The sequence below is a fragment of the Kitasatospora sp. NPDC001309 genome (assembly GCF_042896295.1).
Classification (GTDB): Bacteria; Actinomycetota; Actinomycetes; order Streptomycetales; family Streptomycetaceae; genus Kitasatospora.
Map to the genome: position 1 here is coordinate 25,075 of NZ_JBIAXC010000056.1, position 11,907 is coordinate 36,981.

An 11,907-nucleotide genomic window follows, 5' to 3' on the forward strand; every position below is an offset into this window, starting at 1 on the left:
CCGGGGGCGAGGGTGGGCCGGGAGGAAGCCGGACCCCACCCACCCCGCGACGACTCACCCGGTCTAGAGCGGCCTCTCCGAGAGCAGGTCGTCGACCCGTGCTTCCCCATCACGGTACCTGCGGGTGATCTCGGCGTTGCAACCGTCCGCCGTCCGCAGCAACCGCTGGCGGCGGCCGGACACCTCGCGCTCGTGGGCGCGCAGCCGCTCCAGGGCGGCCAGCAGCTCCTCCGCCGGGTGGGCCGCCAGGTCGGCGAGCTGGACGTCGCCCATCAGCGCGTCCGCCTCCAGCTGGGACTCCTGGGTGCGCGGCGGGCCGAGGGTGACGTGCCGGGCCGAGCGCCGCACCGTGGAGGGCGCGTCGGTCAGGATGGCCGGCAGCCGGTCCAGCAGGTCGCCGCCGGGCTCCTCGCCGGCCGCCGGGGACGGGTGGGCGGGGCCGCCGCCGGGGCGCCGGTCGAGCTCGGCGCGCAGGATGTCCATCCGCCCGTGCAGCAGCCGCCGCAGGTAGGACAGGTCGGCCTCCTGCGCCAGGGTCTCCCGGCGCAGGATCCGCAGCTGGTCCAGGCCCAGCGCCTCCAGGTCCGGCTCGCCGTCCCGGACGGCCGTCCAGGACCGGTCCCCGGCGGCCTGCGCCACCGGTCCGGAACGGCTCCACGCCGCGCTGCTCGCGTCCATCATCCAGCCCACCTGCCGTCGTCCGATCCCGCCCGCTCGCGGCACCCCGTCCCTGCCGCCGGCCCGGCCCGTCCCCCGACGGGCTCGTGCGTCCCGTCCGTTGGCACGCCCGGGGGCCCCGAAGGGTTCCACTCCCCGGCCGAGACCACCCGCCGGGGCGACCCCGACAGAACGCCTGACCTACCGGCTCGACCGCCCGGCCGAACCCGGCCCGGTGCGGCGGACCTCCAGGCGCGCCGGGCCTTCGTGCGGTCCCCCAGCGTGCCACCCCACCCGGCGCGCGCGCACCGCCCGTGCACCCGAACGGCCCCCTGGCGAACGGGGGTGGCTGATATGACCGGGCCTTTCCGCAGCAGGAGCAGCGCCCGAACCTGCGCAGGCGCGCGCTGCACGGCGTGCGCCACCCTTGTGCGCGCCCCGGGTGCACGCCCCCGGATTCCCCCGGGACCCCACGGGGCGCCCCGGTGCTCCGGCACAATGGCGGCATGCGAGCAGTGGTGCAGCGAGTGACCGAGGCCCGGGTGACCGTGGCCGGAGAGACCGTCGGCGCGATCGAGGGGCCCGGGCTCTGCGTCCTGGTCGGCGTGACCCACGAGGACACCCCGGCCAAGGCGGCCCAACTGGCCCGCAAACTCTGGACGCTGCGGATCCTGCCGGTCGACGGCGAGGGCGTGGAGCAGAGTTGCTCGGACATCGGCGGCCCGCTGCTGGTGATCAGCCAGTTCACCCTCTACGGCGACGCCCGCAAGGGCCGCCGGCCCACCTGGACCGCCGCCGCCCCCGGGCCGGTCGCCGAGCCGCTGGTGGACGAGGTGGTGGCCCAACTGCGCGCGCTGGGCGCCAAGGTGGAGACGGGCCGGTTCGGCGCCGACATGCAGGTGGCGCTGGTGAACGACGGCCCGTTCACCGTCCTCGTCGAGGTCTGAGGCCCCGGAGCGCCCGAGGGCCGGGCCCCGGGCCGGTGTGCCGTGAGGCCCCAGCCCCGCCCCGCCCCGGCCCCTGCCCGGCCTACTGCGGGACGATCACGTCCTGGGTGCCCGGCACCGTGCCGGCCAGCAGCACCGCGTCCACCGGCACGTTCCGCTTGACGACCGCCAGCGCGATCGGCCCCAGCTCGTGGTGCCGGGCCGAGGAGGTCACGAGGCCCAGCGCCCGGCCGTCCGGGTCGGAGGCCAGCCGCACCTCGGTGCCGTGCGGGGGCAGCGTCTCCTCGGTGCCGTCCAGGTGCAGGAAGACCAGCCGGCGCGGCGGGCGGCCCAGGTTGTGCACCCGGGCGACGGTCTCCTGGCCGCGGTAGCAGCCCTTCTGCAGGTGGACGGCGGTGCGCAGCCAGTCCACCTCGTGCGGGATGGTCCGGTGGTCGGTCTCGAAGCCGAGCCGGGGCCGGTGGCCCTCGATCCGCAGCGCCTCGTAGGCCCAGACGCCGGCCGCCGGGCCGTACCCGGCGGTGCGCTCCGCCAGCTCGGCGCGCGGCACGAACAGGTCGCGGCCGTACGGGAGTTCGCGGACGGCGGCGGCGCCCTCGACGGAGCCGGTGGAGCCGGCCGGCAGGTGGACCACGGCGTAGTCGGCGGTCGCGTCGACGACCTCCACCCGGTAGAAGAACTTCATGCTCTCCAGGTAGCCGATCAGTGCCTCCTGGGTGCCGGGCTCGACGTGCGCCCAGGTGGTGGTGCCGTCGTCGACCAGGTAGAGGGCGTGCTCGACGTGCCCGTTCGGGGAGAGCACCAGCGCCTCGGTGGCGTGCTGCGGCTCCAGCCCGCTGACGTGCTGGGTGAGCAGCAGGTGCAGCCAGGCGAGGCGGTCCGCACCGGTGACGGTGAGCACACCGCGGTGCGAGAGGTCGACGAAGCCGGTGCCCCGGGACAGGTTCCGTTGCTCGCGGAAGATGTCGCCGTAGTGGGCGGCGACGCCTTCGTCGGCCCCCTCGGCGGGGACGGCTCCGGGCAGGGCAAGCAGCGGGCTCTTCACACCGGTCATACCGGCCAGCTTACGACCGCTCGTCGGCCCGCCCGGCGGCGCAGTCGGCGCAGCGGCCGAAGATGGCGAAATGCTTGAGGTCGGTGTCGAAGCCGTGCTGCTCGCGCAGCCGGTCGACCAGCGGCTGGGCGATCTCGGTGTCGGTCTCGGTGACCTTCTCGCAGTCCCGGCAGACCAGGTGGAGGTGGTGGTGGCGGCCGGCCAGGTGGTAGGTCGGGGCGCCGTGGCCGAGGTGGGCGTGCGAGACCAGGCCCAGCTCCTCCAGCAGCTCCAGGGTCCGGTAGACGGTGGAGATGTTGATGCCGCTGGCGGTCTTGCGGACGTGGCAGAGGATGTCGTCGGGGGTGGCGTGGTCGAGGGCGTCCACGGCCTCCAGCACCAGCTGCCGCTGCGGCGTGAGGCGGTAGCCGCGCTCGCGCAGGTCGGTCTTCCAGTCGCCCGAGAGCTGCCAGTCGGTGGTGCCGGTGTCCGCCACGGTTTCTGTCCCTGCCAAGGTCGGGGGTCCTGGGACAAGTGTAGGGACCGGCCGGCGGCCGGTCCCTACCTCGTGCGCAGAACGTCCCGGGACGGGCCTACTTGAAGAAGGCGATGCCGTCGTCCGGCAGGTCGTTGATGTCCTTGATCAGCTGGGCCGGGCTGAGCACCTTCTTGAGCTGCGCGGACATGTACGGGCGCAGCGGCACGTTCGGGGCGGCCTTCTCGCCGACCCAGAGCAGCTCGCCGTTGACGAAGCCGTACAGCCGCTTGCCGCCGGAGTACTCCGGGGAGCCCTCGATCCGGGCCACCGCGTCGGTCGAGACGTCGACCTGCGGCTTGCCGTCGGCCAGCTCGCCGTACCAGATCTCGACCGTGCCGTCGTCGCGGACCGAGGAGATCTCGATCCCGCGGACGCCGCTGGTGCCGTCGTGGTTGCTGGTGATGCGCCAGAAGGCGTGCTCGTTCTCCAGCGGACGGACCTTCTCGCCCTCCTCGTCCAGCACCCAGGTACGGGAGCGGAACTCCAGGAAGGGGCGGCCGTCGTGGCGGATCACGATCTCCTGGCCGAAGTTGCACTTCTCCGTGCCGGGGAAGTCATAGACGCCCGCGCCCTCCCAGGTACCGAGGAGGAAGGCGAGCGGGACGACGTCCCTGTGGAGGTCAGAGGGGATCTCGATCATGTTCCTGGTCGCTGTCGTGGTCGGTGCGGTCTGCCTCAACCGTACGGCAGGGTCAGCGCTGGCCCTGGTACAGCTTCATCACCGAGAAGATGGCGAACCAGGTGATCAGCACGGCCATCAGGGCCAGCAGACCGTCGAAGAAGATTTCCAGACCGGACACGGGGGGCTCCCAGGCGGCGACAGTGTGGTGGATTTTGCTCGCGCCCACTCTATCCGGAGGGCTACGGTCGGTCGCGGTGAGCCCCACCACGTCGGCTTCCGCGCCGCAGCGTAGCCGCCGCGCCGCCTCCCCCGGGGCGCCGTTCAAGGTTTGCCCACGGGATTCCACGATGACGGCGGACGGGGGCGGCGGGACCTCTAAGGTGGCGCCATGTCGAAGAAGCTCGTCATCAAGGTGACCGCCGGTGCGGACGCGCCCGAGCGGTGCTCACAGGCCTTCACGGTGGCGGCCGTGGCCGTCGCCAGCGGGATCGACGTCTCGCTGTGGCTGACCGGGGAGTCCTCCTGGTTCGCGGTGCCGGGGAGGGCCGCCGAGTTCGAGCTGCCGCACGCCGCACCGCTGCCGGACCTGCTGGAGTCGATCCTGGCCTCCGGCTCGGTGACGCTGTGCACCCAGTGCGCGGCCCGGCGCGGGATCACCCAGAAGGACACCGTCGAGGGCGTCCGGATCGCGGGGGCGCAGGTCTTCGTCAGCGAGATCATGGCGGACAACGTCCAGGCGCTCGTCTACTGACGCCCTACGGGCGTTCCTCGCGGTCGGGGCGGTCCCGGTCGGGGCGGTCCCGGTCGTGGCCGGGCTCGTCCCACTTCGGGTCCTCCCAGCGCGGGTCGTTCCACCAGTCGTCGTCCGGGTCCCGCTTGTTGGCGAACACCGCAGCGGCCGGCGGGATGACCATCGCGACCACGCACAGTCCCACCGCGGCTCCCACCGAGAAGAACCGCACCACGCCCCAGGCCAGGACGAACAGGCCCAGGCACACGCCCATCATGGCGTAGTAGTAGCGCCGCCGGCGCCTCGTCTGCACGTCTTCCACGGTACGACCGAGGGCCCCCGCGCGGCAGGGGCCCTCGGCGTGATCGTCCGTGCCGGTCAGACCGCGATCGCGACCTCGACGGCGGTGCCCTGGGAGGCCACCACCTGACGGTCCACGGTCTGGCCCGGGACCAGCGCCCGCAGGGTCCACTTGCCCGGGCGGGCGAAGAACCGGAACTGGCCGGTCGCCGAGGTGGGCACCTCGGCCGTGAACTCGTTGTTCTCGTCCAGCAGCCGGACGTAGCCGTTGACCGGCTCACCGTCGCGGGTCACCGAACCCTGGATGATCGTCTCGTTCGCCACGTCAACTCCTGCCAGGTCCGGCCCGCCGGCCTTCGCACCGCACATGTCTGTCTCCTTCTGACTTACGGGTCGAGCCGGGGGGCTCAGTTGCTGCCGAGCTCGATCGGCACGCCGACCAGGCTGCCGTACTCGGTCCACGAGCCGTCGTAGTTCTTCACGTTCTCCTGGCCGAGCAGCTCGTGCAGCACGAACCAGGTGAGCGCGGAGCGCTCGCCGATCCGGCAGTAGGCGATGGTGTCCTTCGCCAGGTCGATGCCCTCGGCCTCGTAGAGGGCCTTGAGCTCGTCGTCGCTCTTGAAGGTGCCGTCGTCGTTGGCGTTCTTCGCCCACGGGATGTTGCGGGCGCTCGGCACGTGGCCGGGGCGCTGCGACTGCTCCTGCGGGAGGTGGGCCGGGGCGAGCAGCTTGCCGGAGAACTCGTCGGGCGAGCGGACGTCGACCAGGTTGAGGGTGCCGATGGCGGCGATCACGTCGTCGCGGAAGGCGCGGATCGAGGAGTCCACGGCCTGCGCCTGGTACGCGGTGGCCGGGCGGGCCGGGACCTCGGCGACCAGGTCGCGGGAGTCCAGCTCCCACTTCTTGCGGCCGCCGTCCAGCAGGCGGACGTCGCCGTGGCCGTACAGCTTGAAGTACCAGTAGGCGTACGAGGCGAACCAGTTGTTGTTGCCGCCGTACAGGACGACGGTGTCGTCGTTGGCGATGCCCTTGGCGCTGAGCAGCGCCTCGAAGCCGGCCTGGTCGATGAAGTCGCGGCGGACCGGGTCCTGGAGGTCCTGCTTCCAGTCGATCCGGACGGCGTTGCGGATGTGGTTCTTGTCGTACGCGGAGGTGTCCTCGTCGACCTCGACGATGACGACCTTCGGGTCGTCCAGGCGGGCCTGGACCCAGTCGGCGTCGACCAGGACGTCGCTGCGGCTCATGGTGGTGTTCTCCATCCGAGGGCGGTTTGCGGAAGGTGCTGCTCAGCTGCTCAGCGGGGGTGCTGCCGGGGTACTGCCGGGGTGCCCGAACGGAGGCGGTCCGAAATCCTGTCCGAATGATGGGACGGAGGAGGAGAACCGGGACGACCGGGCGGAGGACTGCGGAGCACGGCGGGGACCATCGGCCCCGAGGGCCGGACGAGGTCACCGGAAGGTCGGCGGCGGGCACGAACTGCCCTGCCAGGATGCCGACTCAGCGCATTCGACACAGACAGGCGGCCACGCGGCACAGGTCGACCGCCCGCCGCTTCGTGAGATCCGTCTGTCGCTTCATGCCGACGATGCTAAGGACACCGGAGGCCCGCTGTCATCAGCGTATCGAATCCCGAGACCAGAACGACCGGATACTGGGATTCGCCCTGGGCGCGGCCCGCCGGGCGCCGGGCGGGCCCCCGCCGACGGCCCACAACGGGCGGAAACGACACCGCCCCGCGGTCCGCGCTGGACAGCGCGTCTCGCGGAGCGGAACGGGGGGTGCCCCTTCGGAACGGCCGGCGGCGGCCGGCGGACGGGCAGCGGACGGGCAGCGGGTCAGCCCAGCAGCTTGACGTCCTTGCCCTCGAAGGACAGCTGGAGGCCCTCCGGCAGCGGCGCCACGCCGTCCTTCGCGGCCAGCTGGAGGCCGGCCGGCATCGAGTCCAGGGTGAAGCTCGCCGGCTCGATCTTCCGGTTGCCCAGCCCGGCGACCATCTCGGCCAGCGAGCTCAGCTTGAGACCGTCCACGGTGATGGTGTTGCCCGTGTTGTGCACGGTGGCCTCACCCACCGAGACCGGACCCAGCGAGGCCTTGACCTTGCCCGGGCCGCCGTACGACAGGCTCAACCGGGCGTTGCCGCCGACCGGCAGCGAGGCGCCGCCCATCAGCTGGGAGGCCGGGGGCAGCAGCTGGGCGAGGTCCTGGTAGCTGATCACTCCGCTGCCGGCGCCGCTGTCCACGGTGGCGCTGTTCAGGCTGTCGCTCACCTCGACCCCGGACAGCTTCGCCTTGAAGGAGTGCAGCGCCACCTGCTGCCCGTTGTTCCGGACGGTCAGCCCGTCCGAGGAGATCCGGACGTCGTCCAGCTTCTTCGAGACCACCTGGGTGAGGAACGGGAAGCCCTCGATCGTGACGTCCGGGCGCTGGCTCATCCGGCCGTTCTTCACCAGCTGGTCGGCGGCCTCGTCCTCGGCCACGCCGACCGCGATCCGGTCCGCGCCCACCAGCAGCCCGGAGATCACCACCAGGCCGATCGTCGCCTTCAGCCATCCGCGCATCGTGTCCCCCGTCGTCGCCGGTCGCCGTCGTCCGCCCCGGAGCCGCGCCGGGCGCGACCCTCCCGCACGACCGTACGACGTCCCGCCCCGGACGGTGGTTCCGGGACGGGACGCGGTCGTGACGTACCCGACTCAGCCGGCCAGCAGCCCGGTGGCCATCCAGATCAGCGGCGCGGCCACCGCCAGCGGCAGCGCCACGCCCGCCGTCATGTGCACGAAGCGGGACGGGAAGTCGTACGCCGCGACCCGGCGGCCGACCAGCGCCCCCAGGCCGGCGAGCACGCCCAGCGCCGGCGGCGCACCCACCAGCAGGCCCAGCAGCACCGCGGCGACCACACCCAGCACCGGACCCAGCTGCTTCGGCCCGGGCAGCGGAGCCGCCGCCAGCACGGTGGCCAGCGCGACCGCGCCCACCCCCGCCGGCACCCAGTCGGCCAGCAGCAGCGTGGTGCACAGCGCCGTCACCACGGTGGCCGAACCCAGCACCGTCAGCGCGTAGAACCGCTCCTTCGGGTCCGACGGACGGAACGTCTGGAGCACCAGCACCAGCAGGAAGAACCCGCCCAGGGCGCCCACCACGGCCGCCGCACCGCTGTCGGCGTCCGCCAGCAGCACCGCCACGTCGGCGGTGAGCCCGGACAGCGCGGCCAGCAGGATGCCCTGCCGGGCCGGCCACATGCCGTTCAGCCGGAACCAGCCGGCCGCCGTGAGCAGCTGCAGCGCCGCCACCACCAGGGCCAGCGCCACCTGGCCCAGCGCGGCACCGCCGGCCAGCAGCGCGGCCACGGCGGCGGTGATCAGGGCGGGCTGGAGGCCCGGGTCGATGATCGGCGAACCGGTCCGACCGCCCGGGGCCGCGGCCGCCGCCGGGGGCTGGGAACCCGGGAACGGGAGGCCCGGCACCGGCTGCGCCGGGACGGCGCCGTACGCCGGGGCGGCGGGCAGGTCCGGGCGCTTGAGCGTCATGGTCGGCGGGTCGAAGCCCGGCCCGGCGCCGGGCGCCCCGACGGGCGGCGCGGGCGGCATGCCGCCGGGCGGCACCGCGGCCGCGGGATGCCCGACCGGCGCGCCCTGCGGGGCACCGTGCTGCGGGAAACCCTGCTGCGGGGCGGTCCGCGGCGCCGGGGCGGGCGCCCCGGCCGGGGCCGCGTGCCGCGCCCGGGAGGGCGGCGGCGGGGCCTGCGGCGGGTACGACTGCGGGTACGGCTGCGCGGCCGGGGGCTGCTGCACCGGCGGCCGGCCGTACTGCGGCGGCGGGGCGACCGGCATCGCGCCGGAGACCGTCACCGGCGGCAGCAGCGTGGTGGCCGCCGCGTCGTCCAGCGGCGGGACGGGCGGGAGCAGCGTGGTCGCCGCGTCGTCCATCGGGGGCACCGGCGGCAGCAGGGTGGTCGCGGCCGCGTCGTCCAGCGCGGGCACCGGCGGCAGCACGGTGGTGGCGTCGGCGTAGTCCACCGGATAGCCGTACGGGTGCTGCGGCTGCTGCGGGTGCCGCGGCGCGTGCTGCTGCTGGTACTGCTGCGGATGCGGATAGGGCTGCTGCGGCTGCTGCGGCTGCTGCGGCCAGTTGCCGTGGCCGCCGCCGTGGTTCGGGTCGTTCATGTCCGTCACGCCGCTCAGCCTCCCGCGAACGGCGGGAGGATCTCGACCGTCCCGCCCTCGGTCAGGGCCACCGTCGCGTGGTCCCGGCCGCCGACCTGCGCGCCGTCGACCAGGTACGAGCAGTGCCCGAGCAGCTGGACGAGCTTCGGCCGGTCGGCGTGCCGCTGCCGGGCCGCGGCCAGCGCCTCCGCCAGGGTCGCCGCCTCGTACGGCTCCTCGGCCAGCCCGGCCTCGGACTTCGCCGCCGCCCAGTAGCGGATCGTCCCGCGCGCCCGGGCGCCGCTCGCGGGCTCGGTGGTCGCGCCCATCGGGCCACCCCATTCCGTTCGTCCTCGCCCGGCCCCGGTGACCCGGTCCGGCTCGCCACCGGAGCGTGCCCCGACCACCCGAACGATGGACCCGGGCAGCGCCGCCGATGTGCGTCCCATGATGGCGTGTCCGCCGGTGCGAGCGGCAATCGCCCTGGCCCGACCGGCCCGCAGCGGCGCTCGAAGCTGTGGCCAGGCTCACCCGGCGCACGCCCGGATTGGGCGAACCGTCGGATTCGCGCACTCCCGGCACGCGGAGCGGTCGGCTATCCTCGACCTCCAAGAGGGATCCGGGCAGAGTCGCCCCCGGGTCCTTTTGTGCTTTCAGGACGCCAGTACGGACGTTCGTGCGATTCGTCGGCCCACCCCCGGCGCTTCGCGGGAACCGCCCCGCTCTCGCGGCACAAGGACGTGCCGGGCCTGCCGGGGTGTCGCCACCCGGCACCGGGCCGCCACCCGGGACCGGACCAGACCGGAGGGTTCGCGGGATGAACAGGGCAGAAACGGTGCGCCGCGGGTTGCGGGACCCCCGGTGCGCCGAGTGCTCCCACGAGACCCCCGGGGCGTCCTTCCCCCTCCCCTCAGCACCTGCGCCCACCGGCTGCGGCGGCAGCCTGGGCGCGACCGCGACGACCCGGAAAGGGGACCCCCGGGTATGAGTTCACTCCTCCTCCTCACCAACGCACTGCAGCCGTCCGCCGAAGTGCTACCGGCCCTCGGCCTGCTGCTGCACAACGTCCGGGTGGCCCCCGCCGAGGGATCCGCCCTGGTCGACACCCCCAGCGCGGACGTCATCCTGGTCGACGGCCGGCGCGACCTGCCGCAGATCCGCAGCCTGTGCCAGCTGCTGCGCTCCACCGGCATCGGCTCCCCGCTGATCCTGGTGGTCACCGAGGGCGGCCTGGCCGCCGTGACCGCCGAGTGGGGCATCGACGACGTCCTGCTGGACACCGCCGGCCCGGCCGAGGTCGAGGCCCGGCTGCGGCTCGCACTGGGCCGCCTCCAGGTCGCCGCCGACGACAGCCCGATGGAGATCCGCAACGGCGACCTCTCGGTCGACGAGGCCACCTACTCCGCCAAGCTCAAGGGCCGGGCGCTCGACCTCACCTTCAAGGAGTTCGAGCTGCTCAAGTACCTCGCCCAGCACCCCGGCCGGGTCTTCACCCGGGCCCAGCTGCTCCAGGAGGTGTGGGGCTACGACTACTTCGGCGGCACCCGCACGGTGGACGTGCACGTCCGGCGGCTGCGCGCCAAGCTCGGCGTGGAGAACGAACAGCTGATCGGCACCGTGCGCAACGTCGGCTACCGCTTCGTCGTCCCGGAGAAGGCCGACAAGAGCGAGCGTCCGGACCTCGCCCAGCGCCCCTCGGCCCCGCTGGAGGCCTGACGGGGACCGGCCCGGGGAGCCGGGCGGGCCGGGCGGGCCGTCGGCCCGTCCGGCTCGTCCGGATTGCTCCCGGTCCCGCCCCGGAACGGCCCCAGCTCCCACTGCCGCCCCGGGGACCACACGCGTAGACTCCCCCCGTGGCCAAGGTGACGCGCGACGATGTAGCCCGACTGGCTGGGACCTCGACCGCGGTCGTCAGCTACGTGATCAACAACGGGCCGCGCCCGGTCGCGCCCGCGACCCGGGAGAAGGTCCTCGCGGCGATCGAACAGCTCGGCTACCGGCCGAACAGCGTCGCCCAGGCGATGGCCTCCCGCCGGACCAACCTGATCGGCATGGTCGTCCCGGACGCCCGCCAGCCCTTCTTCGCCGAGATGGCCCACGCCGTCGAACGGGCCGCCTCCGAGCGCGGCAAGCTCGTCCTGATCGGCAACTCCGACTACGTCGACGACCGCGAGGTCCACTACGTCCGCGCCTTCCTCGGCATGCGGGTCTCCGGGCTGATCCTGGTCAGCCAGGGCCCCTCCCAGCGCGCCGCCGAGGAGTTCGCCGCGATGGAGGGCGCGAAGGTGGTGCTGCTGCACCGCCGCCCCGAGGCGATCGACGACGTCGCGGTGGTCACCGACGACGTGGGCGGCGCCGAGGCCGTCGTGCGCCACCTGCTGGAGGTGCACGGGCACCCGTACGTGGCCTGCTTCGGCGGCCCGGTGGAGTCCCCCGCCCCCGGCGACCCGGTCATCGACCACGTCGAGGGCTGGCAGCGCGCCATGGACGCCCACGGCATCCCCACCGAACCGCACCTGATCGACGCCCCCTTCCACCGCTACGGCGCGTACGACGTCGCCCTGCGGCTGCTGCGCTCGCCCGACCGGCCGCGGGCCGTCTTCTGCTCCACCGACGACCAGGCGATCGGCGTGCTGCGGGCCGCCCGCGAGGTCGGCCTGCGCGTCCCCGAGGACCTCGCGGTGGCCGGCTTCGACGACGTGCCCGAGGCCGCGCTCGCCGACCCGCCGCTGACCACCGTCGCCTCCGACCGCGACGCGATGGCCCGGGCCGCCGTGGACCTGGTGCTGGACGACTCGCTGATGGTGCCCGGTTCGGACACCGAGCGGGTCCGCAAGTTCCCGTCCCGCCTGGTCATCCGCCGTTCCTGCGGCTGCGACGGGGCCGCACCCGACCGGGCCCCGCTGGACTAGCCGGAGCGGAACCGCCGGTTCCGCTCCAA

15 protein-coding genes are annotated in these 11,907 nt (G+C 73.8%); 4 read left to right on the plus strand and 11 right to left on the minus strand.

Annotated elements, in window-relative coordinates; all coding sequences use genetic code 11:
- Window positions 1-63: 63 nt before the first annotated feature.
- The gene (locus ACFY2K_RS37490) at window positions 64-681 is read right to left on the minus strand and encodes an ABC transporter substrate-binding protein (protein WP_375888762.1); all 618 of its coding nucleotides are present in this window, start codon (window positions 679-681) and stop codon (window positions 64-66) included.
- Between the two features lie 482 nt (window positions 682-1,163).
- On the opposite strand from ACFY2K_RS37490, the gene dtd reads away from it, so the two are divergent.
- Window positions 1,164-1,604, plus strand: coding sequence for a D-aminoacyl-tRNA deacylase (gene dtd / locus ACFY2K_RS37495; protein WP_375888765.1), 441 nt, complete (start codon window positions 1,164-1,166; stop codon window positions 1,602-1,604).
- Window positions 1,605-1,686: 82 nt separating this feature from the next.
- Here dtd and ACFY2K_RS37500 read toward each other — a convergent pair whose 3' ends face one another.
- The 3 genes from ACFY2K_RS37500 to ACFY2K_RS37510 form a co-directional block, all read right to left on the minus strand.
- Window positions 1,687-2,649: a YgfZ/GcvT domain-containing protein gene (locus ACFY2K_RS37500; protein WP_375888864.1), complete on the minus strand. Its 963-nt coding sequence runs from the start codon at window positions 2,647-2,649 to the stop codon at window positions 1,687-1,689.
- A gap of 19 nt (window positions 2,650-2,668) precedes the next feature.
- Window positions 2,669-3,151, minus strand: a complete 483-nt coding sequence (locus ACFY2K_RS37505) for a Fur family transcriptional regulator (RefSeq protein WP_375888768.1) — start codon at window positions 3,149-3,151, stop codon at window positions 2,669-2,671.
- 79 nt (window positions 3,152-3,230) lie between these two features.
- On the minus strand, window positions 3,231-3,815 hold the full coding sequence (locus ACFY2K_RS37510) for an FABP family protein (protein ID WP_380525370.1): 585 nt from the start codon (window positions 3,813-3,815) through the stop codon (window positions 3,231-3,233).
- A gap of 370 nt (window positions 3,816-4,185) precedes the next feature.
- On the opposite strand from ACFY2K_RS37510, the gene ACFY2K_RS37515 reads away from it, so the two are divergent.
- Entirely contained in the window at window positions 4,186-4,548 is a 363-nt protein-coding gene (locus tag ACFY2K_RS37515) for a DsrE family protein (protein ID WP_375888771.1), read from the plus strand.
- 4 nt (window positions 4,549-4,552) lie between these two features.
- On the opposite strand, the gene ACFY2K_RS37520 is transcribed toward ACFY2K_RS37515, so the two are convergent.
- The 7 genes from ACFY2K_RS37520 to ACFY2K_RS37550 form a co-directional block, all read right to left on the minus strand.
- Window positions 4,553-4,804: a hypothetical protein gene (locus ACFY2K_RS37520; protein WP_380592331.1), complete on the minus strand. Its 252-nt coding sequence runs from the start codon at window positions 4,802-4,804 to the stop codon at window positions 4,553-4,555.
- Window positions 4,805-4,905: 101 nt separating this feature from the next.
- The gene (locus ACFY2K_RS37525; protein WP_030288989.1) at window positions 4,906-5,196 is read right to left on the minus strand and encodes a DUF1416 domain-containing protein; all 291 of its coding nucleotides are present in this window, start codon (window positions 5,194-5,196) and stop codon (window positions 4,906-4,908) included.
- Between the two features lie 38 nt (window positions 5,197-5,234).
- Window positions 5,235-6,071, minus strand: a complete 837-nt coding sequence (locus ACFY2K_RS37530; RefSeq protein ID WP_375888776.1) for a sulfurtransferase — start codon at window positions 6,069-6,071, stop codon at window positions 5,235-5,237.
- A 253-nt stretch (window positions 6,072-6,324) separates the two neighbouring features.
- On the minus strand, window positions 6,325-6,405 hold the full coding sequence (locus tag ACFY2K_RS37535) for an Ms5788A family Cys-rich leader peptide (protein ID WP_350517234.1): 81 nt from the start codon (window positions 6,403-6,405) through the stop codon (window positions 6,325-6,327).
- A 257-nt stretch (window positions 6,406-6,662) separates the two neighbouring features.
- The gene (locus tag ACFY2K_RS37540; protein WP_387717151.1) at window positions 6,663-7,385 is read right to left on the minus strand and encodes a DUF2993 domain-containing protein; all 723 of its coding nucleotides are present in this window, start codon (window positions 7,383-7,385) and stop codon (window positions 6,663-6,665) included.
- Between the two features lie 132 nt (window positions 7,386-7,517).
- Entirely contained in the window at window positions 7,518-8,996 is a 1,479-nt protein-coding gene (locus ACFY2K_RS37545) for a hypothetical protein (RefSeq protein WP_387717153.1), read from the minus strand.
- Between the two features lie 5 nt (window positions 8,997-9,001).
- On the minus strand, window positions 9,002-9,295 hold the full coding sequence (locus ACFY2K_RS37550; protein WP_375888782.1) for a MoaD/ThiS family protein: 294 nt from the start codon (window positions 9,293-9,295) through the stop codon (window positions 9,002-9,004).
- A gap of 655 nt (window positions 9,296-9,950) precedes the next feature.
- Here ACFY2K_RS37550 and ACFY2K_RS37555 point away from each other — a divergent pair.
- Both ACFY2K_RS37555 and ACFY2K_RS37560 read left to right on the plus strand, forming a co-directional pair.
- Window positions 9,951-10,682, plus strand: coding sequence for a winged-helix domain-containing protein (locus ACFY2K_RS37555; protein WP_375888784.1), 732 nt, complete (start codon window positions 9,951-9,953; stop codon window positions 10,680-10,682).
- Between the two features lie 137 nt (window positions 10,683-10,819).
- Complete coding sequence (locus ACFY2K_RS37560) at window positions 10,820-11,878, plus strand: LacI family DNA-binding transcriptional regulator (RefSeq protein ID WP_360241551.1); 1,059 nt, start codon at window positions 10,820-10,822, stop codon at window positions 11,876-11,878.
- The last annotated feature ends 29 nt before the right edge of the window (window positions 11,879-11,907 follow it).

Coding starts and splice junctions, on each gene's coding strand:
- ACFY2K_RS37510 (WP_380525370.1), bottom strand. CDS start 3,815: ATGATCGAGATCCCCTCTGACCTCCACAGGGACGTCGTCCCGCTCGCC.
- ACFY2K_RS37540 (WP_387717151.1), bottom strand. CDS start 7,385: ATGCGCGGATGGCTGAAGGCGACGATCGGCCTGGTGGTGATCTCCGGG.
- ACFY2K_RS37555 (WP_375888784.1), top strand. CDS start 9,951: ATGAGTTCACTCCTCCTCCTCACCAACGCACTGCAGCCGTCCGCCGAA.
- ACFY2K_RS37530 (WP_375888776.1), bottom strand. CDS start 6,071: ATGAGCCGCAGCGACGTCCTGGTCGACGCCGACTGGGTCCAGGCCCGC.
- ACFY2K_RS37490 (WP_375888762.1), bottom strand. CDS start 681: ATGATGGACGCGAGCAGCGCGGCGTGGAGCCGTTCCGGACCGGTGGCG.
- ACFY2K_RS37520 (WP_380592331.1), bottom strand. CDS start 4,804: ATGATGGGCGTGTGCCTGGGCCTGTTCGTCCTGGCCTGGGGCGTGGTG.
- ACFY2K_RS37515 (WP_375888771.1), top strand. CDS start 4,186: ATGTCGAAGAAGCTCGTCATCAAGGTGACCGCCGGTGCGGACGCGCCC.
- ACFY2K_RS37535 (WP_350517234.1), bottom strand. CDS start 6,405: ATGAAGCGACAGACGGATCTCACGAAGCGGCGGGCGGTCGACCTGTGC.
- ACFY2K_RS37525 (WP_030288989.1), bottom strand. CDS start 5,196: ATGTGCGGTGCGAAGGCCGGCGGGCCGGACCTGGCAGGAGTTGACGTG.
- dtd (WP_375888765.1), top strand. CDS start 1,164: ATGCGAGCAGTGGTGCAGCGAGTGACCGAGGCCCGGGTGACCGTGGCC.
- ACFY2K_RS37550 (WP_375888782.1), bottom strand. CDS start 9,295: ATGGGCGCGACCACCGAGCCCGCGAGCGGCGCCCGGGCGCGCGGGACG.